This window comes from Elioraea sp., assembly GCF_022842375.1.
GTDB lineage: Bacteria > Pseudomonadota > Alphaproteobacteria > Acetobacterales > Acetobacteraceae > Elioraea_A.
In genome coordinates, this window is sequence record NZ_JALHPR010000003.1 from 238,490 (window position 1) to 261,712 (window position 23,223).

Annotated in this window: 18 protein-coding genes; 4 read left to right on the top strand and 14 right to left on the bottom strand. The window is 68.5% G+C overall.

What is annotated here, in order from left to right:
* Positions 1-2: 2 nt before the first annotated feature.
* The 10 genes from Q0C38_RS04575 to Q0C38_RS04620 are packed head-to-tail and all read right to left on the bottom strand — an operon-like array spanning position 3 to position 11,470.
* Entirely contained in the window at positions 3-863 is an 861-nt protein-coding gene (locus Q0C38_RS04575; protein WP_291295880.1) for a dimethylarginine dimethylaminohydrolase family protein, read from the bottom strand.
* The gene (locus Q0C38_RS04580) at positions 860-2,263 is read right to left on the bottom strand and encodes an FAD-dependent oxidoreductase (protein ID WP_291295881.1); all 1,404 of its coding nucleotides are present in this window, start codon (positions 2,261-2,263) and stop codon (positions 860-862) included. Before Q0C38_RS04580 ends, Q0C38_RS04575 begins: the two co-directional genes overlap by 4 nt.
* Positions 2,260-4,311: a hydantoinase/oxoprolinase family protein gene (locus Q0C38_RS04585; protein ID WP_291295882.1), complete on the bottom strand. Its 2,052-nt coding sequence runs from the start codon at positions 4,309-4,311 to the stop codon at positions 2,260-2,262. The genes Q0C38_RS04580 and Q0C38_RS04585 overlap by 4 nt, the downstream gene beginning before the upstream one ends.
* Positions 4,308-6,041, bottom strand: a complete 1,734-nt coding sequence (locus Q0C38_RS04590; RefSeq protein WP_291295883.1) for a hydantoinase B/oxoprolinase family protein — start codon at positions 6,039-6,041, stop codon at positions 4,308-4,310. Before Q0C38_RS04590 ends, Q0C38_RS04585 begins: the two co-directional genes overlap by 4 nt.
* Positions 6,038-6,895, bottom strand: coding sequence for an oxaloacetate decarboxylase (locus Q0C38_RS04595; RefSeq protein WP_291295884.1), 858 nt, complete (start codon positions 6,893-6,895; stop codon positions 6,038-6,040). Before Q0C38_RS04595 ends, Q0C38_RS04590 begins: the two co-directional genes overlap by 4 nt.
* 24 nt (positions 6,896-6,919) lie before the next feature.
* The gene (locus Q0C38_RS04600; protein ID WP_291295885.1) at positions 6,920-7,621 is read right to left on the bottom strand and encodes an ABC transporter ATP-binding protein; all 702 of its coding nucleotides are present in this window, start codon (positions 7,619-7,621) and stop codon (positions 6,920-6,922) included.
* Positions 7,614-8,366 carry an ABC transporter ATP-binding protein gene (locus Q0C38_RS04605; RefSeq protein WP_291295886.1) on the bottom strand — a complete coding sequence of 251 codons (753 nt, stop codon included), beginning with the start codon at positions 8,364-8,366 and terminating at the stop codon, positions 7,614-7,616. The genes Q0C38_RS04600 and Q0C38_RS04605 overlap by 8 nt, the downstream gene beginning before the upstream one ends.
* The gene (locus Q0C38_RS04610; protein ID WP_291295887.1) at positions 8,359-9,315 is read right to left on the bottom strand and encodes a branched-chain amino acid ABC transporter permease; all 957 of its coding nucleotides are present in this window, start codon (positions 9,313-9,315) and stop codon (positions 8,359-8,361) included. The genes Q0C38_RS04605 and Q0C38_RS04610 overlap by 8 nt, the downstream gene beginning before the upstream one ends.
* Positions 9,315-10,190: a branched-chain amino acid ABC transporter permease gene (locus Q0C38_RS04615; protein ID WP_291295888.1), complete on the bottom strand. Its 876-nt coding sequence runs from the start codon at positions 10,188-10,190 to the stop codon at positions 9,315-9,317. Before Q0C38_RS04615 ends, Q0C38_RS04610 begins: the two co-directional genes overlap by 1 nt.
* Positions 10,191-10,249: 59 nt before the next feature.
* Positions 10,250-11,470: an ABC transporter substrate-binding protein gene (locus tag Q0C38_RS04620; protein WP_291295889.1), complete on the bottom strand. Its 1,221-nt coding sequence runs from the start codon at positions 11,468-11,470 to the stop codon at positions 10,250-10,252.
* A gap of 151 nt (positions 11,471-11,621) precedes the next feature.
* On the opposite strand from Q0C38_RS04620, the gene Q0C38_RS04625 reads away from it, so the two are divergent.
* The gene (locus Q0C38_RS04625) at positions 11,622-12,926 is read left to right on the top strand and encodes a hypothetical protein (protein WP_291295890.1); all 1,305 of its coding nucleotides are present in this window, start codon (positions 11,622-11,624) and stop codon (positions 12,924-12,926) included.
* 21 nt (positions 12,927-12,947) lie between these two features.
* On the opposite strand, the gene Q0C38_RS04630 is transcribed toward Q0C38_RS04625, so the two are convergent.
* The gene (locus Q0C38_RS04630) at positions 12,948-14,117 is read right to left on the bottom strand and encodes an FAD-binding oxidoreductase (protein WP_291295891.1); all 1,170 of its coding nucleotides are present in this window, start codon (positions 14,115-14,117) and stop codon (positions 12,948-12,950) included.
* A 54-nt stretch (positions 14,118-14,171) separates the two neighbouring features.
* Between Q0C38_RS04630 and Q0C38_RS04635 the strand changes: the two genes are divergently transcribed.
* Positions 14,172-15,104, top strand: a complete 933-nt coding sequence (locus tag Q0C38_RS04635; RefSeq protein WP_291295892.1) for an ornithine cyclodeaminase family protein — start codon at positions 14,172-14,174, stop codon at positions 15,102-15,104.
* A gap of 9 nt (positions 15,105-15,113) precedes the next feature.
* Here Q0C38_RS04635 and Q0C38_RS04640 read toward each other — a convergent pair whose 3' ends face one another.
* The gene (locus Q0C38_RS04640; RefSeq protein ID WP_291295893.1) at positions 15,114-19,055 is read right to left on the bottom strand and encodes an Ig-like domain-containing protein; all 3,942 of its coding nucleotides are present in this window, start codon (positions 19,053-19,055) and stop codon (positions 15,114-15,116) included.
* A gap of 111 nt (positions 19,056-19,166) precedes the next feature.
* Positions 19,167-20,513, bottom strand: a complete 1,347-nt coding sequence (locus Q0C38_RS04645; RefSeq protein WP_291295894.1) for a hypothetical protein — start codon at positions 20,511-20,513, stop codon at positions 19,167-19,169.
* 126 nt (positions 20,514-20,639) lie between these two features.
* On the opposite strand from Q0C38_RS04645, the gene Q0C38_RS04650 reads away from it, so the two are divergent.
* Both Q0C38_RS04650 and Q0C38_RS04655 read left to right on the top strand, forming a co-directional pair.
* A complete protein-coding gene (locus Q0C38_RS04650) occupies positions 20,640-21,218 on the top strand; it encodes a flavodoxin family protein (RefSeq protein ID WP_291295895.1) in 579 nt (192 codons plus the stop codon).
* Between the two features lie 39 nt (positions 21,219-21,257).
* Positions 21,258-22,529: a glutamate-5-semialdehyde dehydrogenase gene (locus Q0C38_RS04655; protein WP_291295896.1), complete on the top strand. Its 1,272-nt coding sequence runs from the start codon at positions 21,258-21,260 to the stop codon at positions 22,527-22,529.
* Positions 22,530-22,556: 27 nt separating this feature from the next.
* On the opposite strand, the gene Q0C38_RS04660 is transcribed toward Q0C38_RS04655, so the two are convergent.
* On the bottom strand, positions 22,557-23,147 hold the full coding sequence (locus Q0C38_RS04660) for a CHRD domain-containing protein (protein ID WP_291295897.1): 591 nt from the start codon (positions 23,145-23,147) through the stop codon (positions 22,557-22,559).
* Positions 23,148-23,223: the final 76 nt, after the last annotated feature.

The following is a 23,223-nucleotide window of genomic DNA, read 5'->3' on the forward strand; positions in this document are numbered from 1 at the left end:
GTCTAGCCGTCCCTGCGGAGCGGTGCTGTGAGACAGCGCGGCCCACCCCCGCCCGCCGTGAACACGGACAATTCCGGATCAAGAACAACCAGCCCCTCCGCCTTGAGCGCTGCGTTGATGCGCACGGAGCCGCGCGCCGACAGCACGCGCCCGTCGCCGAGCGCAAGAACGTTGCCCGCCAGCGCCATCGCCTCGCGGTAGGTGGACGAGATCAGCCGCACGCCGTGATCGCCGAGCCAGGCGATGAACCCATCCTCCAGCACGTCGGTGCAGGCCACAGCGACACCTTCGGCAGCCATCGCGAACAGCAGGTCGAGATGCAGGAAATGCTCCGGAAAACGAACCGTCCGGACTTCCCATCCCTCGTGCGACAGCCAGCGCGCGAGCTGTGCCGCGCCTGCCTCGTCGGTCCTCCCCCCCGAGACGCCGATCGCGGCAAGGCCCGGGCGGATGAGGTGGATGTCGCCACCTTCGAGCGTGCCCGCGCTCGCCATCTGCCACACCGGCACGGCATGCTCCTCGAGCACGCGGAGGACCGCTGCGTACTCGCCCCGACGCTCCGGCCTCGCGAGCTGCGTCAGCACGGCGCCGCGATGCGTCATCTGTACGGCATCGCGCGTGTACACCTGGTATGGAAGATGCTCTTCCGGAACAACATGGCGGAGGCGGACGCCGGCGCCGGCGAGCGCATCCTCGAGCTCGGCGTGCTGCGCCGCGGCGGCCGTGGCATCGGCCGCAGAACCGGCATCGAGCGTGGCGCGCACCACGGCATTCGTGGGGATCCAGCGATAGTGCACCGGCCGCGCCAGGAGCACCTCCGACAACACACCCGTATCGGAGGCCGCGCCCCAGGCGATGCTCATCCGTTCCCTCCAGCCGCCCCCCGCCCTGCGATACGCCCGAGCGCGACCGCGGTGAGAAGTCCGTTGCCGGAAAGATAGCCCGCCGCCGCTGGGCCTGACAGACCTACAGCAGCCCCTCCGGTGGCAAACAGATTGGGCAGACGCGACCCATCCGCCCGCAGCACGCGCGCTTCGCGGTCGATCGCCAGCCCACCCTGGGTATGGAACAGCGCACCGGTGACGCGCACGGCATGGAACGGGGCCGCGAGCGGTGCCGTGGCCGACCAGTCTCGACCGAAACGATCCGTGCCGCGTGCAGCCTCCGCCTCTCGCATCAGGGCAGCTTCCGGAACGCGCATCGTGAAGGCGAGCGCGGGCAGCGTCGGCGCCGAAAGGATCGCGCCCGCCGCCTCGGCGCTGCGAAAATCCTCGAACTGCCGCGCGATGGCGGCGATGCGCGCATCGAACACGCTCCACGCAATGCCGCCAGGCTCGGCCAGCACCTTCGCTGCCTGCTCGGAATAGCCTTCGGTCTCGTTGCTGAACCGAACGCCGGCCGTGTTGACCTGGAACCCACCCTCCATGATCACAGCCCAGGTGATCAGGATGCCGTGCGGGTGCGCCACCGAACCATGGCCCTGGTGGCCGGAGAGATGCGCGCTCGCTGCACCAAGCGCATCGCCCCAGGCCAGCGCGTCGCCGGTGTTGCCGGCATGACCGAACCAGAGCGCATCAGCCAGCGCCGGGATGTGCCGGCGGACCAGGTCGGGATTGCCGCCATAGCCGTTGCAGGCGAGCACAATGGCACGCGCGCCGATGCGCTCGCTTCCAGTCTGCCGCTCCGCGGCGGGCCCACCCGTCCGCGCGGCCGCGATGCCGTGCACGGTGCCGTCGGCACCGGCGAACAGCGTCTCCACGCGCGCGCCGGTCAGCAGCGGGATGCCTTCCGCCTCCACCGCCGCGCGCAGCCTGTCGATCAACTCGGCGCCGGAACGGCTGGGCAGGCCGTGCATGCGGTGCACGCTGTGGCCCGGATAGCGAAAATCGGTGATCACGTCGAAGGGCAGGCCATGGCGTTCCGCCAGCCACGCGAGCGTGGGGCCGATCGCCTGCGTCACGGCACCGAGCACCGCGTGGTCGACCTGGCCCTTCGCCTTCGCGGCGATGTCGGCGGCGAAGCGTTCCGGGCTGTCATCGATTCCGGCGGCAGCCTGGAACGGTGTTCCGGCAGCGGGGATGAGGCCGGCCGAGAGAGCGGTCGAGCCGCGCGGAACGGCATCGCGTTCGAGCACGACGACCGACGCACCAGCCTCCGTCGCCGAGAGGGCAGCGACAAGGCCCGCCGCACCGGCGCCGATGATGACGACATCGGCCTCCGCCGCGAAGGCAACACCCTCGACCGGGAGAACACCCGCGCTCATGCGCGGCGCATCACCAGGTTGCCGAAGCGATCCACCGTCGCTTCGAGGTCAGGGTCGACCACGATGGTCGCGTCAGGCTGTTCGAGGATCGCGGGGCCGGGGATCGACGCGCCGACGGGAAGTGCGAGGCGCGCGTATACCGTCGCCTGATGCCAGGCGCCGTCGAACCACACGCGGCGCGAACCGGTGCGTGCGGCAGCGACCGACGCATCCGCACCAGGGGCGAGCATGGCGAGGTCGATCACCGGGCGCCGGCCGATCGCGACCGTGCGCAGTGTCGCGACCCGCACCGGAATGCCGGGCAGCAGGCGCGAGAACGCCGCCGTATACGCTGCCTCGAACGCCGCGCGGATGGCCGCCTCGCTCGCCATCACCATCCCGCCGTTCACCGCGAACGGCAGTGGGACCGACACGGCATGCGTCTGTCCGACATAGTGCATGTCAGCCTCGAACAGGATGTCGAGGCCGGCAAGCGCGAGGCCTGCCGCATCGACGACGCCGCGCGCCTCTGCTGCCATCGCACCGAGGCGCGCGCCGAGTGCTGCGGCATCGACGCCATCGAGGGCGAGGTTCACCGTCTGCACCTGGTCATGCCGGATGTCGGCGATGACGCAGCCAAGCGCGCTCGTGACACCCGGGAAGCGCGGCACGAGGGCAGCAGCGAGGCCAAGGTCCTTGATCAGCGCGCCGGCATGCAGCGCGCCGCCGCCGCCGAAGGGCATCAGCGCGAAGCGTGCGGGGTCATGCCCGCGCTCGATCGATAGCAGCCGGATGGCACCGGCCATGCGCGCATTCGCCACGCGCACGATCGCCTCTGCCGCGGCCATCGCATCGAGCCCGAGCTTGTCGCCGACATGGATCGCGATGGCGCGCGCGGCAGCATCGGTGTCGAGCCGCGCCAGCGCACCGCCGATCGGCCGTTCGCCGTTGATGCGGCCGAGAACGAGGTTCGCGTCCGTCAGCGTCGGCCGGTCGTTTCCGGTACCGTAACACACAGGGCCTGGCCTGCTGCCGGCACTCTCCGGCCCCACCTGGAGCAGGCCGCCCGCATCGACGCGGCAGATCGAGCCGCCGCCGGCCCCGATGGTCGTGATCTCGACCATCGGCGTGCGGATGACGAGACCGAAATCCACGGCGGCCTGCGCGGCGAACGATGGCCTGCCGCCGGCGATCAGCGACACATCGAAGCTCGTGCCGCCAAGGTCGCCGGTGATCACATCGGCGAAGCCCGCCGCCTCGGCGATCGCTGCGGCGGCGATCACGCCGGCGGCGGGGCCGGAGAGGGCGGTGCGCACCGGCAGGCGGCGCGCGGTGGCGGTGCTCATCACCCCGCCGTTCGACTGCACGATGTGGAACGCGCCCTGGTAGGACCGTTCCGCCAGCGCACCCTCAAGCCGGCCGAGATAGGCGCCGACGACGGGCTGCAGATAGGCGTTGAGCGCGGTGGTCGAGGTGCGCTCGAACTCGCGGATCTCGGGAAGGATCTCGGACGAGCAGCAGACATGCGGGGTAGGCCAGAACGCGCGCAGGGCCGCCACCGCAGCACGCTCGTTCGCCGGGTTCGCATAGGCGTTGATGAAGGCGACGGCCACCGCCTCGGCGCCCGCGGCAAGCAGGGCGCGGCCCGCCTCCTCGACCGCGGCGAGGTCCACCACCTCGCCGATCGTGCCGTCAGCGAAGGTGCGCTCTGCCACCTCCAGCCTCAGGTTCCGCTCGACCACGGGGACGAAGTCGCCCCAGAGGCCCCATGTGCGGCGACGGTCACGCCGGCGCATCTCCAGCACGTCGCGGAAGCCCCTGGTCGCGATCAGCCCGATGCGCGCGCCCTTGCGTTCGAGCAGCGCGTTGGTGCCTACGGTCGTGCCATGGACGATGGCCGCGAGTGCTGCGGTGCCGCCGACGCTGTCGAGGCCGGCGAGGAAGCCCTGCGCCTCGTCACCGCGCTGGCTCGGCACCTTGCCGACGCGGAACGTTCCGGTGTCAGGATCGAGCGCGAACAAGTCGGTGAACGTACCGCCAACATCGACGCCGACGATCGCCCCGCTCATGCGCGCTCTCCCCGCGCCTGGGTGGTCGCGGCATCGTCGACGCGATCAGCGGTGATGACCACGCCGTAGTCGCGCCGTGCTGCCTCGGCCGAGACGTAGCCGCAGGCCACGTCACGCGCGACAGCGGCAGGATCGCGCGAGAACGGATCGCCCCAGCCACCGCCGCCAGGCGTTTCGAGCCGTACCGTCTGCGATCCCGCAAGCGCGATGCCGAAGGCCTTGGAGGTCATCGTCGGCGCCTCGCGATCATCCCCTGTGCCATAGGTGAAGCGGTTCGGCGCGGCATCACCGCCGCCGCTGGCACCGAAGGGCGGGAAGCGCCCGCGCTCGCCGAGCAGGAACGCCTCCGCCGTCACGCCGTCGCGCAGCCCGACCTCGTAGATCGCGCCGCACCCGCCACGGTGGAGGCCGGGGCCGGCGCTGTCTGGCCGCAGCGCCCATTGCCTGAACGCGACCGGATAGGCCGCCTCGATGATTTCGAGCGGCGGAATGGTCGCGGTGCTGATCGGGTTGTTGCCGTGGTTCAGCCCATCGCTCTCAGGGTTGCCGCCAAGGCCACCGCCAAAGAAGCAGAACATCACCCAGCGATGGCCCCTGCCCCGCCAGCCGCTGATCGAGAGCGCGTTGATCGTGCCGAAGGGGGCGGCGGTCGCGCGGTCGGGGGCGGCTTGCGCGAAGCAGCGGAACACCGTGTCGATCACCCGCAGGATCGTTTCGGTATAGCCACCAACGGGCTTGGGCGGCCCCGCGCCGAGGATCGAGCCGTCCGGCACGACGAAGGCGATCGGGTGCAGGCAGCCGCCGTTCGACGGCACCTCGGGGAACAGGTGCTTCAGCGCCACATAGCAGCAGGCGATGGTCGTCGCACGGCTGATGTTCAGCGGCCCCGCGCAGCCCTCGGCAGAGCCGGTGAAGTCGAGCGTCATCACACCGCCCGCGATCGTCATGCGGAGCCGCACCGGCAGCGGCGCATCCACGATGCCGTCATTGTCGAGGAAGTCCTCTGCCTCGTACACGCCATCGGGCAGGGCCGCGATCTCGCTCCGCATCAGCGCGGCGGCGCGTTCGGTCAACGCGGCAAGTGCTGCGGCGATCATCGCGTCGCCATACTCGTCGAGCAGCGCGGCGAGGCGCTTCTCGCCGAGGTCGAGCGCGTTGATCTGGCCGTTCAGGTCACCCCAGTTCGACTGTGCCACGCGGCTGTTCGCGCCGAGGATGGCAACGATGCCGCTATCCACCACGCCATCGCGCATCAGGCGCACGGGGGGAATGCGCACGCCTTCCTGGTGGCTGTCGGTCGCGCGCGGATTGTAGCCACCAGGCACGTTGCCGCCGATGTCGAGCCAATGGCCGACGGAGGCGAGCCAGCAGAACAGCCGGCCCGCGCGGAAGAAGGGCCGCACCAGGCGGAAATCGTTGAGATGCGTTCCGCCGTCATACGGGTCGTTGAAGATCCACGTTTCGCCTGGCCTTGCGCCGCCCTCGCGCGCGGAAGCGTCGATCACCGCCTTCACCGCGAACGCCGTGGCGCCCACGAAGATCGGCAGCCCCGCCGTTCCCTGCACCAGCGTCTCGCCGGTTTCGGCATCGTAGAGACCGTGCGAGAGGTCGCGCGCCTCGGCGATGATCGGGTTGAAGGCAGAGCGCGCGAGGGTCGCGTCCATCTCGTCGGCGATCTGCTCGAGGCGGCCCTTCAGAACCGCGAGCGTGACGGGATCGAGCATCGTCATTCGTATCGCTTTCCGGCGGCGAGCATCGCTGGGGTTCCGATCACGTCGTTCAGCCCCGTCAGGTCAAGCATCCGGTTCCGGAACGGTTCGGTCGTGCCGGCCTGGTGGAGCGAGGCGTAATAGTCACGCGCCGTGGCGGCCAGCGCGCGCACGATGCCGCCGGGGAAGATGACGAGCGAGAAGCCGATCGCCTCCAGCGTGACGGCCGGCAGCACCGGCGTCTTGCCACCCTCGACCATGTTGGCCAGCAGCGGCAGCCGGCCGCCGAGTGCCTTCGCCACGGCGGCGAGATCATCCTCCGTGCGCGGCGCCTCGACGAACAGCACATCCGCGCCGGCTTCGGCGTACATCGCGGCACGGTCGAGCGCTGCGTCGAGACCATCGATCGCCGCGGCGTCGGTGCGTGCGACGATCAGGAAACGATCCGATGCGCGCGCATCCACCGCTGCGCGGAGCTTGCCCACCATCTCGGCGGCAGGGATCACGCCCTTGCCGTCGAGGTGGCCGCAGCGTTTCGGAAACGTCTGGTCCTCGAGCTGGATCGCGGCCGCACCGGCACGCTCGAACGCGCGCACGGTGCGTTGCACGTTCAGCGCGTTGCCGTAGCCCGTGTCGCCATCGACGATCAGCGGCAGTGCGACGCGATCGGCCAGCAGGGCGACATGGTCGGCCACCTCCGCCATCGAGACGAGGCCGATATCGGGGCGCCCGAGCTTCGTGTAGGCGATCGCGGCACCTGACACGTAGAGCGCCTCGAACCCCGCATCGGCGGCGATGGCGGCGGTGAGCGCATCGCACACGCCAGGGGCGATGACGATGGGTTTCCGCGCCAGCCGCGTTCGGAGATCGGTCACGGAACGTTCCTCCCCAAGACCAGCCTAAAGGCCGAGATAGGCTTTCTGGAGCGCCGGGTCAGCCGCCAGCGCCTCGGCCGCGCCCGACAGCACGATCTCGCCCTGCTCGATGATGTAGGCGCGGTTGGCGAGGCCAAGTGACTGCATCACGTTCTGCTCGACCAGCATGATGGCGAGCCCTTCGGCGTTGATGCGGCCGATCAGCGCGAACATCTCCTCGACCAGCAGCGGCGAGAGGCCGAGCGAGGGTTCGTCGAGGATCAGCAGCCGCGGCTCCGCCATCAGGCCGCGGCCGATGGCGAGCATCTGCTGTTCGCCGCCCGAGAGCGTTCCGGCAGCCTGGCGGGTGCGTTCGGCAAGCCGCGGGAAGGTCGCGAACACACGATCGAGATTGGCCGCGCGGTTGCGCTTGGCCCGCGCGTAGCTGCCCATGATCAGGTTGTCGCGCACGCTCATGTTCGGGAAGATGCGCCGGCCTTCGGGAACATGGATCAGCCCGCGCGTGACGATCGCGGCGGGCTTCGACCCGGCAAGCTCCTCGTCATCGAAACGGATCGATCCGCCGCGCACGCCGATCACGCCGCTGATCGCGCGGTTCAGCGTCGTCTTGCCCGCACCGTTCGCGCCGAGCACCGCGACGATCTCGCCCGCCCGCACGGTGAGGTCGATGCCACGCAGCACCTCGGCGGGGCCATAGCCGGCGCGGAGGCCCGATACCTCAAGCATGCGCGTTGCCCTGCAGCCGCGCGGCCGCACCGTGGCCGAGATAGGCCTCGACCACCGCCGGGTCGCGCGCCACCGCATCGGGGCTGCCGCGCGCGATGATGCGGCCCTCGGACAGAACGTGGATCTCGTCGGCCAGCGCCATCACCGCCTGCATCACATGCTCGATCATCAGCACCGTGACGCCGCCGTCACGAATCGCGCGGATCACGGGGATCACGTCACGCACCTCGGAGGGGTTGAGGCCGGCGAGCACCTCGTCGAGCAGCAGCAGCTGCGGCTCTGTCGCCAGCGCCCGGGCGAGCTCGAGACGCTTCCGCCCCGCGACGGTGAGCGACGCTGCGGGAAGGTTCAGCAGCGCCGACAGCCCGACGCGATCGGCCACGGCATCGGCCGCCGCAAGCGCCTCGGCCCGGCCCGCGTGGCGGAGATGGGCGCCGACGGCGATGTTCTCCCGCACCGAGAGGCCGGCGAAGGGCTGCACGATCTGGAAGGTGCGCGCGATGCCGAGTGCTGCGCGCCGGTGCGGAGCAAGGGCGGTGATGTCCTTGCCGCGAAAGCGGATGCGGCCGGCATTCGGCTTCTGGAAACCGGCGATGGTGGCGAACAGCGTCGTCTTGCCAGCGCCGTTCGGCCCGATCAGACCGACGATGCGCCCTTCCGTGACCGGAACGGACGCATCGTTCACGGCAACGAGCCCGCCGAAGCGGACCGTGACGCCCATGGCCTCGGCGATCAGCTCAGCCACGCGCCACCCTCCGCGGACGGGCGCGACGGATGAGCCCGACGATCCCCTCCGGCGCGAAGCGGACGACGATGATGAGCACCGCCCCGAACAGCACGAGCCCGAGCCCAGGCGCATCGCCGCCGAGATGCTTGCCGAGTTCCGACAGCGCCTGCAACACGAGTGCGCCGAGCAGCGGGCCCCAGACCGTGCCGATGCCGCCGACGATGGCCGTCAACAGCGCCTCGACGCTGATCCACGGGCCGTAGGCGAGGCCGGCATCGAGGTAGAGGAAGGTCTGCGCGTAGAAGCCGCCGGCCGATGCGGTGATGCCACCCGAGAGCGCGATCGCCATCAGCTTCACGCGCAACACGTCGACGCCGAGCGCCTTGGCAGCATCCTCGTTCTCCCGCACGGCGACGAGCTGCGCGCCGAAGCGTCGCCCCTCGATCGCGCGCGCGAGCGCCATCGCGAGGCCAAGCAGCGCGAGAACGAACCAGTAGCCCTCGGCCCGGCTGCCGAATTGCAGGTTCGCCACGCCCAGCTTGAGCGGGATGAGGATGCCAGCACCAGCGCCGGTGAGCGGCCAGACGGAAGCGATGATGCGCGCCACCTCGGCAAACGCGAGCGTGACAAGGGCGAAGTAGGAGCCGCGCAGGCCAGCGCGGAAGGTGAGCCAGCCGATCGCGGCACCAACCAGGGCGCCGAGCGCGATGCCCGCCCCGAACGCCACCCAGGCATTGATGCCGAAGCGCACCTGCAGCACAGCGGCCGTGTAGGCGCCCGTGCCGAAGAACACCGCATGCCCGAAGCTGAACTGCCCGCCATAGCCGCCGAGCAGGTTCCACCCCGTTCCCGCCAGCGCGAGCATGAGCGAGACCTTGAGGAAGTTCAGCGCGACGTTGCTCTCGATCACCAGCGGCAGCGCGGCGAGCATGGCGAGGACGATGAGCAGGAGGCGATAGGGGCGCATCACGCTTTCGCCCCGAACAGCCCCTGCGGCCGCACGAGCAGCACCAGGATGAAAATGATGAAGATGCCGAGCTGCCCCAGCGTCTCGCCGTAGATCAGCCCCGTCATGCTCTCGACGATGCCGATGACGAAGCCACCCGCCAGCGCACCAGGCACGCTGCCCATGCCACCTAGCACCACGATGGTGAAGGCGACGAGGACGAAGGCGTTGCCCACCTGCGGCGTGACGTAGAACGACGGCAGCAGCAGGCACGCGGCCACCGCAAGGCACGCCGTGCCGAGGCCGAAGGTGACGCCGTAGATATGCGCGACATCGACGCCCGAAAGCTCCGCCCCCAGCCGCTCCTTCGCCACGGCGCGGATCGCGCGGCCGGTGTCGGTCAAGGCCAGGAACAGCCCAAGGGCTGCAGTGACCGCAAGTGCTGCGAAGAACGCCACAACCCGGGTCGTCGGCAGCAGCATGGTGCCGAGCTCGATCACCGCGAAGCCGAAGGGATGGTCGATCGTGCGCGTATCGGAGCGGAAGTTGAACAGCAGCCCATTCTCGATCATCACCGCAAGCCCGAGCGTGACGAGCAGGATCGCGCGATCCTCCCCCCGGCTCGCGGGCCAGATGACCATGCGCTGCAACAGGTAGCCCAGCGCGAAGAAGGCGGGGGCGAGCGCGAACACCGACAGCCACGGGTCGATGCCTAAGCCGCGATCGGCGTAGAAGGCGGCAAACAGTGCGGCGGTGAGCAGCGCGCCGTGGGCGAAGTTGATGATGTGCAGCACGCCGTAGATGAGCGTGAGCCCGAGCGCGATCAGGGCATAGATCGCGCCCGTGAGCAGGCCGTTCGCGACGGCCTGGACCAGGATGTCGGGGGAGAGGATCATCGTGCGTCACGCGGGGCCGGGCGAACCCGACCCCGCGTGTCATGTGCCAATCAGGACGATCAGGCCGGAACCGGGAACACGGCCGGTGCTTCCGCCACCGCGGCGGGGAAGATCACCTTGATGTCGTTGTCGAGCACCTGCGTCACCACCGGCACCGAACCGGTGTTCTGGCCGTTCTCGAACTTGGTCGGCCCGTACGGCATGAAGTGGCCGGAGAAGGTCGAGCCTGCCAGCGCCTCGGTCAGCCTTGCCTTGTCGGCAGACCCGGCACGCTCGAGCGCATCGGCCAGCAGCATGACGTTGGCGTAGTTGAGGAACAGCTCGTAGGTGAAGAACTGGTTCGCGGCATCGACCTTGCGGCGAAGCGCCTGGGCGGCAGGGTTGCGGCCATCGACCCAGTGGTTGCAGTCCATGATGAAGCGGGCCGCATCGGGGAACTCGCGCACGAAGCGGAAGTTCGAGGCGGCACCGCCGAGCACGGAGAAGATCGCCTTCGGCCGCACGCGCTGCTGCTGCATGGTGCGGGCGAGCAGCACGTACTCATTGTAGTAGCTCGCCGGGATCACGAGGTCCGGATTGCGGCTGCGGATGCGGAGCGCGACGTTCGCGAAATCGCGCGTCGGCGTCGGGTGGGCGATGGTCTCGAGCACCTCGAAGCCGCGGCCCGGCAGCTCGCGGTTCAGCAGGCCGGCGAGGCCGGAGCCGAACAGGCTGTCCTCGTGCACGATGATCACGGTGCGCGCGGGCTTGCCGGCCGCATCGTTCATCGCGACCAGGTTCTCGATCGCGACGCGGCTGATCACGCCGAAGCCCGGGCCGAAGCGGAAAGTGTTCTTGAGACCCCGCGTGACGATGCCGTCAGCCACCCCGACATCGACGAGGTAGGGCAGGTCATACCGCGAGGCGGCCTGCGTGGTGGCAAGCACGATGCCGGAGGCGAAGCCGCCGATGATCGCGGCGACGTTCGCCGCGGCCATGCGCTCGACCTCCGCCACGCCGCCTTCGGGCGTCGAGCGTGCGTCACCCAGCACGGCTTCGAGGCGGGCACCGCCCATCGCCTTGATGCCGCCCGCGGCGTTGATGTCGGCGATCGCCATCTCGGCGCCGATGCGGCCTTGCGCGCCGGAGAAGGCGACAGCGCCAGTCACCGGGTGCAGCACGCCGATGCGGATGGCGGCGGCCTGCGCCCGCAGCGCGGGTGCGCCGAGCGGCAGCGTGGTGGCGGCAACGCCTGCGGCAAGCACGGAACGCCGGCCAAGGCCGGCACGCGAGTTGGTCATTGGAAAACACCTCCCCAGGGGTTCGCACTGTCCTTAGCGGCAGACCGCCCGGGGATAAAGCCCATTCGGACATCGAATTCCCAGCATCTGCGGAGACGCGAATCGCTCTGCTTCGCTATCATCTGCAGATCCAACGCTGCGAGGCACCGTTATGAATGACGCAGTATTTCAAGTTCCAAGGCTGACAGATTCGAAAGTAATCGCAATCTTTCGGAGACTGCAGGCCGAGCTTCAATTTAGCGAGCCCAGCTTGCAGCTGACGGTCTCAAGTACAAATGTGCCTTTATCTTCCGGTATCGTTGAGGAATCCTCTGATGCAGATAGCAGTTTTATCAAATCTGTCAGCTCATCGCTCCAGGTAAATAGCCCCCATCAGAATGGCCATATCACTATTTCGTTTCAAAGAGGAAAGCCTGTTGCATCTCAGAACGGTAGCATTTCATTTGAGCCATCAATATTCTTCGATGGAATTCGTGTGAACCATAGTGGCCCCATCGATCAAGAACTTGCTGTCAAGGTGTCACGTTTCATAGATCGTGAAATATCTAAAAACATTGACAGCTCTGAAATTTCAATATTAAACCCTAACGTAAAGGATATGTTTGAAAATCATTCTCATATAATTAAGCTCGCACATGAACAGATTATTCAAGTCGGCAATAAATTTGCAGAAAAGCGTATTGAGCTAGAAGAAGAGTTTTCAAATCGCGTTAAACTACTCAATGAAGGGATGCGTGAGAAAGAAGTTGTATTAAACAACTCATTTGCGACTGAGCGTGACGCATTAAAAGCGCAAAAAGCAGAACTAGAAAGTCGCGCTAAGACGCTTGATGACCGCGATAACACACACGTTCGCAGAGGCATACGGAAAGACATTAAGGATCAAATAAAGTCTTTTAAGGAGAAGTTTTCCCTTACGCAAGAAACTAACCGTTTACGAAGCACAACACGATTAGCAGTCTATGGCGCTCTGGGTGTATGCCTTTCTGGAATTTCAATCTTTTCATGGACCTCATTCTCTACGACAGATACGTTCACCGTAATCAGCGCGGCGCTAAAGGCCGTCACCTTAACCGTGTTCGCCGCAGGGCTGTTTGCTTGGTACCTTCGTTGGGAAACACGGTGGTCAGACAGGCATGCAGATGCCGAGTTCACTCTCCATCAGCTCGAACTAGATATGGATCGCGCGAGCTGGATCGTAGAGACCGCGTTTGAGTGGAAAGTCAGCCAGAACTCTCCAATACCGCCGACGCTACTCGAATCGCTTTCGCGAAATTTGTTTAAAGTCGGGACAGAAACACGAGAACGTGACTCGAGTGCTTTGGACGATCTTGCGTCGGCCCTACTTGGCGAGGCATCAAGGGCCAGACTGAAGATTGGAGAGAATGAATTCGAGTATTCCCGGAAAGATCTCGCTCGTCTTTCGCGTACGGAAAGCCGATCCGCATCCGAATAAGCATTCTCTTTGCGAACTCGTTTAGACCACGTTCCGCTCGACCAGGGGGCGGTTCTCGCCAAGCCGCGCGGGCGACAGCGGCGCGAGATCGAGCGAGACGAACCGCCCATGCGCGGCAAGCTCCGCCAGCCCACGGCCCACCGCCGGCGCCTGTTGCAGACCATGGCCCGAAAACCCGCAGGCCAGCAGCAGGTTGGCGATGCCCGGTGCGGCCCCTGCGAAGGCGTTGTGGTCGAACAGGTTCATGTCGTAGTGCCCGGCCCAGGCACGCTCCATCCGAAGCCGCTCGAAGGCCGGCACGCGGGCGGCAAGCGTCGGCCACACCACCTCCTCGAACAACGCATGGTCGACCACGAAGTCATCCGCCGCCACGTCAGGGTCAGCCTCCTCCGGCGGGGCGACGCCGCAGATGAAGCCGGCCCCCTCGGGCCGGGCATAGACCCCCGAGGGATCAATCAGCAAAGGGAAGCCGGGCAGCGCCTCGGGGCAGCGCACGTAGAAGATGCAGCGCTTGCGCGCGCGCACGGGAAGGTCGAGCCCCGCCGTGGCGAGCAGCGGGGCGGCACCGGTGCCGGCGGTCACGACCACGGTTCCAGCCTCGATCTCCGTTCCGTCAGCCAGCACGACGCCCGTGGCAGCCCCGCCTGCCGTGAGCAGCCGCGCCACCTCCGCCTCGCGCCAGGTGACGCCGGCCGCCCGGCTCGCCCGCCGCATCGCCTGCATCACGCCGAAGCCGTCGAACCAGCCTTCGCCTGTGCGGCCCCAGGTGCCGGCGGCGAGGCCATCGACGTTCATCCAGGGGAACTGCGCGGCGAGCGCCTCAGGCTCCAGCCAGGCGATGTCGGCCCCCTCCTCCACCTGCACGGCGTGGTTCTCGCGCAGGATCGGCCGCCCGGCCTCGGTGGCGAGAAAGAGGTAGCCGCCCTCATGCAGCCCGGCATCGGCGCCGAGCAATTCCTTCGCCTCGCGCAGCAGCGCGATGCCGTAGCCGGAGACGCGCACGTTGATCGCGGTGGAGAACTGCCGGCGGATCGAGCTCGCCGACAATGCGGTTGCCGCCGTCGCGTAGGTCGCGTCCCTCTCCAGAACGAGAGTCGAGCCTTTGAAACTCGCGTCACGCGCGAGATGCCAGGCGACAGACGCGCCAACCGCAGCGCCGCCGACGATCACGACATCGAAGCGTTCGTTCATGGTGGCAGGGTAGCGCGGCTTGAGGCTGGGGAAAGCCCCGTCCATCATGAATCGATGCAGATCATAGACGCCGCATCGCTCGCAGAGCTCACCCCCTATCCGGCCCTGGTGGATGCGCTCGCGCGCGGCCTCGCCCACCCGGTGACAAGCCCGCAGCGCATGCATCTCGACCCGACGGGGGAAGGTGATGCACTGCTGCTGATGCCCGCCTGGAGAAAGGGCGGGTTGATGGGGGTGAAGCTCGTCACCGCCTATCCCGGCAACGGTGCGCGTGGCCTGCCGGCGATCGCGGCGAGCTACACGGCGTTCGAGCAGGCGACGGGCGAGGTCGTCGCCGTGCTCGACGGCACGGAGCTGACGGCACGGCGCACCGCGGCCGCAGCGGCACTTGGCGCGAAGTGGCTCGCGCGGCCCGATGCGCGGCGTCTGCTCATCGTCGGCACGGGCGCGCTCTGCCTGCCGCTCGCGCGCGCGCATCTCGCCGTGCTGCCAACGCTTTCCGAGGTGCGCGTCTGGGGCCGCGTGGCGGCGAAGGCAGCGCGCGTGGCGGGCATGCTGGATGTCGAGGGCATCGCCGCCGCTCCCGCCGGCGCATTGGCCGACGAGATCGCGGCGGCCGACGTGATCGTGACGGCAACGACGGCGCGCGAGCCCATCATCGCCTCGGGCTGGGTGCGCCCCGGCGCGCATCTCGGGCTCGTCGGCGCCTTCACACCGGCGATGGCGGAGGTCGACCCTGCGCTGCTCGCGCGCGTGTTGCTGTATGCCGATGAGCGCGACGCCGTTCTCGCCAAGGGCGGCGAGGTGGTGCAGGCGATCGCCGCGCGCCTGATCGGCCCCGAGGCGGTGCTGGGCGACCTCGCCTCCCTCGCGCGCGGCGGCGTGCCGGTGCGCGAGCGGGAGGCGATCACGGTGTTCAAGTCGGTCGGCTTCGCCGCCCTCGACCTGATCGCGGCCGAGCTCGCGCTCGGCCGCCTGCCAGGGTGAGGGATCGCGTCAGGCGAACACGACGTCGAGGCCCGCGACGAGCCCGGCGGCCGCGGTGAAGCTGCCGATGGCGGCCCCGCCGCTCTCGATCGTGTAGCTGCCGCCAGGCCCGGCAACGAGGCCCGCCCCGTTCCCGAAGCCGAGCAGTCGGATCACGTCGCCGGACGCGAAGTCGGTGATCACATCCGCCTGCGCCTCGCCGGCACGGAGGATGAACACGTCGTTCCCGCCGCCGCCAGTGTAGATGTCGGTTCCCGCGCCACCATCCAGCACGTCGTTCCTCGCGCCGCCGACCAGCGTGTCGTTGCCCGCACCGCCCTTGGCGACCAGCCGCACGGCGGTTGCCGTCACCGTGTCGTTGCCCTCGCCGAGATCGACATCGAGCACTGAGAAGCGCCCGTCATAGTTGCTGCTCCAGAACGAGCCGTTGCCGGGGCTGGCGTTGTTGGCGAGATAGGCCTCGTCCTCGCCGGTGAGCGAGACGGTCGTTGCGATCACGACATCGTCGCCGGCACCGGCGGAGACGGCCATCGTGTTGTTCCACGTTCCCTCGTTGCTGTGGAACACGATGCGTGCTGCGTCGTTGCCGTCGGCGAGCAGCAGCTCGCCGCGCTTGATGCCGACCAGTGCTACGGAGAGATCGACGCCGAGCGCATTGGAGAAATCCACCCGCGCATCGACGAAGTTCACCACCGCCACGTCATCACCGACCGGCGGGGTCCAGGCAGCAGGGCCGGTGAAGCTGTTCTTCGGGTTGTTCCAGGCCTGTGTCGATTCGATGACGAGCGTTCCCGCCACATCGCCGACGGTGACGCCACTGTTCACCGGGCTGCCGGACGGTGCCTGGCCATTGTTCACCGAGCCGTTGCTGAACGTGAAGCCGAGGCCCAGCGGAGGGGGCGGCGGCGGTGGGGGCGGAGGGGGCGCGGCCCCGACCGTGACCGCCACCGTCGCCTGGTCGCTCAGGCTGCCATCGCTGAGCGTGTAGACGAAGGAGGCAGCACCGCTGAAACCGGCGGACGGCGTGAAGGTGACGAGGCCGGCATCGAGCGACACGGTGCCGCCCAAGGCATCGCCCACCGCGGTGATGGAGAGTGCCGGCCCGTCAATGTCGCCATCATTGGCGAGCAGGTTCGCGACAGGAAGAACGAGCGCCACCTGGAACGCCGTGGCGAAGGCATCATCGCCAGCCACCGGCGCATCGTTGACCGGGGTGATCGTGAGCGAGACCGTCGTGATCCCGCTGTCCAGCGCGCCGTCGCTGACGCGGTAGGTGAAGCTGTCGGCGCCGGAGAAATCCACATTCGGCGTGTAGGCGAAGCTGCCATCAGCGTTCAGCATCAGCGTGCCATTGGCGGTACCTGACGCGAGCACGGCCGTCAGCGCATCGCCATTCGCATCCGTGTCGTTGGCAAGCACGTTGCCGGCAAGCACCGTGTCCTCATCGGTGCCGAAGCCATCGTCGACGGCAACCGGCGCCTCGTTGAACAGCTCCGCGCGCGAGAAGGTGCCATCCTTGAAGCGGAACAGCTCGACATTGGCCAACGTGTCGGTTCCCTCGTCGTCATCGAGCGTCGGTGCGACATCGGCGATGGTCACGGTCGCGCCGCTGGCGGTGATGACATAGTCGGCCCGGTTGCCGGCGAACACGGCCGTGTCGGTGCCGGCGCCGCCATCGATCGTGTCGTCGCCCGCCTGGCCGGCGATCGCCTCGTCGCCTGCGGTGGCGATGATCGTGTCGCTGCCGGCAGATCCGGTGAACAGGATGACGCCGGTGACCTTGCCGCCCGACGCATCGAGCGTGCCGGCCGTGGTCAGGCCGAGCGATGACCCGCCGCCAGCACTCACCACCGCATCGACGGCGGCGAACTGCTCGGCCGTCATCAGCACGTCGGCGTCGAATTCGAGCGCGATGCGCTCGATGTTCGCGAACGCGAGCGGTGAGAGATCGTAGACGACCGCACCAGCGGGGAACGGGCCGATCAGCTGGATCGTGTCGATCCCCTCGCCACCGTCGATCTCGTCGCCCGCGACATGCGATGCGTCGATGTAGGTGAACACGTCATCGCCATCCTCGCCGGCGAGCCAGTTGGCCTCGGCGCTCGCGATGATGCTGTCGTCATGATCGCTGCCGCGGATCGAGGTGATGCCGACGAGCGTATCGGTGTTGCCAAAGGTGTCGGTGACCTGGCCGTTCTCCTGCGTCAGGTCGGCGATGATGCCGAACCCGTCGCCGTTCACGTCGATGTCGTCGCGATAGTCGGCCGCCACCTGCTTCGGCCCGCCATTGCCTGCGCGCAGCGTGTCGTTGCCGCCACGGCCAGACAGCAGCGTGGGATAGACATCGCGCGCCTTGCCCTCGAGATCGTCGCCAAGGCTCGTGCCGATCAGCATCTCGATGTCGTTGAACGTGATCGTCTCGGCATTTCCGAACGGATCGGTGATCTGCCCCGTCGTCAGGCTCGCGACGACGCCCTGGAGCGGCGTGCCGTCGCTCTCGAAGTTGATCCAGTCATAGCCGTCGCCACCGCGATAGGTGTCGGCGCCGGTGCCGCCGCGCAGGCTGTCGTTACCCGCGCCACCATCGAGGGTGTCATTCCCGCCGCGGCCCCAGAGGATGTCGTCGCCATCGCCGCCCATCACGGTGTCCTGGCCGGCCTCGCCGTCAAGAACATCGGCCCGCGCGGTGCCGAGGATGACATCGCCGTGGTCGGAGCCGCGAACGGCCTGGATGTTGACGAAGCTGTCGGTGAAGCCCCAGCCATCCCGCGCCGTGCGGGCCGCGAGCGTGACGCCGCCGAGCACCTGCTCGCTGGCGGACAGGTTGACGAGAACGCCCGCGGGATCGGTGCGGTACTCGACCGTGACGGAGGTATCGACACCGGGCGCGCGGAAGGTGTCGTTGCCCTGAATGCCGCGCAGCTGGGTGCGCGTTCCGTCGCCCAGCACCGCGCCCGTGAGGTCGTCGGCCTGTGAGCTTCCGACGATGCGCTCGATGCTGACCAGCGTATCGGTGCCGCCCCATGGGTCGGTGACGATGCCCGTGGTGAGGTTCCCGACGATGCCGGCGGTCAGCGGAAAGCTGCCGACCGGCGAGAAGGTCGCCGCACCGCCCGAGAAGCTGGTGGCATATGAAACCGTATCGTAGCCGCCCCGCCCATCGACGACATCGTTGCCGGCGAGGGGGCGAAGGTCGTTGTCGGCGTCGTCGCCACGCAGCGTGTCGGCGTCGTTCGTGCCGACGGCGGCCTCGATGTTCGTGAAGGTATCGGTGCTGCCATCCGCCACCTTGAAGGCCGTGCGGGCCGCAAGGTCCACCACCACGCCGCCGACGATGTCCATGTAGCGGATCGCGTCGAACCCACCGCGACCATCGATCACGTTGGTGCCGAGGCCGGGCAGCAGGAAGTCGTTGGCTTCGGAGCCGAGCAGCGTGTCGTTGCCCGCGCCGCCGCGAAGGCCGCGGACATTGACCAGCGTGTCGGTCTCGACCAGCCCGCCACCGAGATCGATCGTGACGATGCCAGCGACCAGGTCGGCCACGATCGGAAGCGGGCGGTCTGCGTAGTCGGCGAAGGTGGTGATCTGCTCGCCGCCGGGTGTCACCACGATGGTGTCGTTGCCCGCGCCGCCATAGAGGTAGGTGAAGAAGCCGTTCTGGTTGAACCCGGCTGTCAGTGTGTCATCGCCCGCGTCACCATGGAGGAACTCGTTGCCGGTGATCGTGGCGCCCGTGTTCAGCGTGTCGTTGCCGGCCCCGCCGCGGATCGTGTCATTGCCTGGCCCGCCATTGATCGCGTCATTGCCGGCACCGCCGATGATCAGGTCATTGCCGCCGAGGCCGTTGATCGTGTCGCCGTCATCCGTCGCGTTGGGCAGGCCACCCAGGCTGCCGCCCGCCGCTGCCGTGCGGATCGTGTCGTTGCCATCGGTGCCGTTGATCGTCGCCATGAAGTCCCCCGCCTGCGCTTCGCCGCCAGTTCACGGCGCGGCGGAAGGGTGGCGACGCGGCACAGGCTCAGTCTGTGCGCTGGCGCACCTGTCGGATCGGCAGCGCCGCTGTCAGTCAGCCCACGCCGCCGCGCGCGCCCAGGCGGCACGCTTCGCGGGCGGGGTGGCGAAGCGCTGCGTCGACCACGCCAGCGCCGCGGCGAGAGCGCCACGATCGCCCGCGGCCATTGCGGCATCGGCGAAGGCCTGCCACAGCACGTCCTGCTGCGCGTGGGAGCCACCGAGGGCATGCATCCGACCGAGCACGGGGCGCATCAACGCAACCGCCCGCGCAGCCTGGCCGCGGGCTGCGAGCAGGATCGCTTCCGACACCGGCAGCGCCACCTCGCGCACCAGCACGTCGTTCTCGCCCTCGCCAGAGGCCGCAGCCCGCCCCGCCTCGAGCCAGCGTGCCGCCGCGTCCCATCGCCCGGTGGCGACAAGCGCCATCATCCAGTGCGGCAGGGTGAATGCCGACAGCACGTCACCCATCCGCGCCTCGGCCTTGTCGGCGAGTTCCTCCCACCGCGCGCCGCCCTCGACGCCGACGCGCCGCAGCCGCCACAGCATCGCCGCGGCGTTCTGCACGTCGACATAGAGATCGGGGTGCGAGGCGGTGAGCGGTGACGCCACGTTGCGGAACTGCGTGTCGTAGAGGTCGAGCACCGTCGCGGTGTCGCCCTGCTGGAAGTGGTAGAGCGCGCGGTGCCACCAGAGGTGATGCGTGATCTGGTTGCCGCCCGACCAGTGGCGCGAGAGCCCCTCCGTCCAGGCGATGCCCTCGGCCTCGCGCCCGGTCATCTCGAGCACGTGCGCCACCGCGTGCGCGGCCCAGAGGTCGGTCGGGTCTGACGCCACCGCCAAACGGCCATCGTGTTCCGCCCGCACCCGCTCGCCGCATTCCTCGGCGGCGAAGGCGAAGCAGCCGAGCATGGCGGGATAGGCCGCCACCCCATCGCTCCACGCCGGCCGAACCTGGGCTGCGGCCGACGCCATCTCGCGCGGGCGGCCGAGCCAGAAGGCAACGAAATGGTGCAGCCGGAACGCCACCACGTCATGCGGATGATCGGCAAGGATGCCGCGCCAGAGCCTGAGCGCGCGGTCGAGCGCACCATCGGCCCAGGCGGCAAGCGCTGCGGCATGTGCCTGCTCGCGCGTCGTCGCCGTCACTGCAAGCCGCGCAGCCTCTGCCGCCGCCGCGCGGGCGGCCGGGACGTAGGCTGCGTTGAAGGCGAGCATGCCGAAGGACCCCTTCAGCACATGCGCCATCGGCGCTGCCGCGTCAGCCGCGAACAACGCCTTCAGCCTGGCAGGCGCATCGGCCCGGTAGCCGAGATAGCCCGCCACCGCATGGTCCCACGCCGCCGCCCCTTCCGGCGAGGCGATGGTCAGCCCCAGGCCCTGCGCATCCTTCGGCATGGCACACGTCTCCCAATCATCGGCACGGCGGATGCGCATCATCATCCGAACCAGCGTTCCGTGATCGGGGGTAGCGTGGCACATCCCGCGCCACGCCACAGTCCCCCTTCACAGGAGCATCGTCCCATGGCCTCGATCGCCATCGTCTTCCACAGCGGCTATGGCCACACGGCAGCGGTTGCCGAGAGCGTGCGCGCCGGTGCTGCCGCCGTCGCCGGCGCGTCGGTGCAGTTCATCGCCGTGCAGAAGGACGGCACCGTGTCGGACGCTGCCTGGGCCGCGCTCGACGCCGCCGACGCGATCGTGTTCGGCGCGCCCACCTACATGGGCGGCGCCTCGGGCCCTTTCAAAACCTTCATCGACGCCACCTCGAAGGCGTGGATGAAGCAGGCCTGGAAGGGCAAGTTCGCGGCCGGCTTCACCAACAGCGGCTCCTACGCCGGCGACAAGCAGGTGACGCTGATCCAGTTCGCCACGCTTGCCGCGCAGCAGGGCATGCTGTGGATCCCGCTCGGCATGATGCCTGGGTTCAACAGCAGCAAGGGCAGTGTGGCCGACCTCAACCGCACCGGGCACTATCTCGGCCTCGGCACCCAGGCGAATGTCGACGAGGGGGCGGACGTGACGCCGCCGGCCTCCGACCATGAGACGGCCAAGGCCTTCGGCCGCCACATCGCCGAGACGGTGGTGAAGTACAAAGGCTGAATTGACACGCGTGTGGCCGGGTGGCTTTGCTGCCCGGCCATGAACGTAATCACCCCTCCCGCCGATGCGGCTGCCGTCTTCGCGGCGCAAGGCGCCGCCGCGCGCGCCGCCTCCCATGTGCTTGCCCGCCTGCCGGCGGAGGTGAAGGCCGAAGGTCTCAGGGCCGCTGCCTCCGCCATCCGCCGCCACGCCGGGGCGATCCTAGCCGCCAACGCCACCGACCTGGCCGCGACGACCGATCGCCCCGCCGCCTTCATCGACCGGCTGACGCTGACGCCCGCGCGGGTCGAGGCGATGGCGCGCGGGGTCGACGAGGTCGCTGCCCTTCCGGACCCGGTGGGCGCCGTGCAGGCTGAGTGGACGCGACCGAACGGCCTCGTCATCCGCCGCGTCGCCACGCCGCTCGGCGTCGTCGGCATGATCTTCGAGAGCCGTCCGAACGTGACGGCCGATGCCGGGGCCATCTGCGTCAAGAGCGGCAATGCCGTGATCCTGCGCGGCGGCTCGGAAAGCCTCGCGAGCGCACGCGCGATCCATGCGGCGATGGCGGAGGGCTTCGCCGAAGCCGGGCTGCCGGAAGCCTCGGTGCAGGTCGCCCCCACGGCGGATCGCGCCTTCGTCGCCGCCATGCTCGCCGGCGGCGGGGTGCTTGACGTGATCATCCCCCGCGGCGGCAAGAGCCTGGTCGAGCGTGTGCAGGCGGAGGCGCGCGTGCCGGTGCTCGCCCACGCCGAGGGGCGCTGCCACACCTATGTCGATCGTGCCGCCGATATCGCCAAGGCGCGCGCGATCGTTGTCAACGCGAAACTGCGCCGCACCGGCGTGTGCGGTTCCACCGAGACGCTGCTGGTCGACCGCGCGGTGGCAGCGACCCACCTGCCGCTCATCATCGCCGACCTTGCGGCGGCGGGCTGCGCCTTCCGCGCCGATGCGGCGTCACGCGCGATCTGCCCCGACCTGCCGGCAGCGACCGAGGCCGATTTCGACACCGAGTGGCTCGATGCGGTGCTGTCGGTCGCGGTGGTCGATGGCGTGGCAGGCGCGGTTTCCCACATCCTCCGCCACGGCTCCGAGCACACCGATGCCATCATCACCGAGGACGCGGCGGCGGCGGAGGCGTTCCTCGCCGGAATCGACAGCGCGATCGGCGTGGTGAATGCCTCGACGCAGTTCGCCGATGGCGGCGAGTTCGGCTTCGGCGCGGAGATCGGGATCGCCACGGGCCGCCTCCACGCCCGCGGGCCGGTCGGGCCGGCGCAGCTGACGACGTTCCGCTACCACGTGCTCGGGTCGGGGCAGATCAGGCCCTGACCTGACCGAGGGCGAACAAGCCCAGGCTCAGACGGCGGCTGCCGCACCCTGCCGGCGCAGCAGCATGAGACCAGCCAGGCCCATGCCGAGCAAGGCGAGTGACATCGGCTCCGGTACCTGAACCGGCGTGAGGAACCCGCGGATCTCACCGGTGGTGAAGGTGCTGCTGTGGATGTTGATGTAAGCCCTGCCGGCACTCATGTTGGCGATCAACCTCGCCTCCGCACCTTCGAGCGTCCCGCCGGATGCGGTGATGAAGCCAGCCGTGTAGGTGGCCGCATCGTTCGTATCGAAGATGTTCGAATACGAACCCGACGTCAGGCCCGCCTGGAAGCCGACGAGCGTGGCGGGCGACACGGCGACTCCGGCGGTGCCCGCGCCGGGAACGGAGGTACAGCAGTGGATATGCGCGACCGTGCTCATGCCCGACAGCCCGTCGTACGTGAATGCGATGGATAGGGTGTTCGCGTCCGGGTCGACGATGACCGTACCGCTTCCAGAGCCGGTCGCCCCTACCAACTCGGGCTCGAACACTGCCGTGAAGGTGATCGGGGCAGCCCTGGCGACACCGACTGCGCTGAGCGCCATCAACGTCGCCGCCGCAATGATCCTGCGCATCCAGGCCTCCTGTGCCCTTGGTGACGTTCCAGCAACAACGCGTTTCAGACCGAAACCGTAATGGCCGGCGGGATAC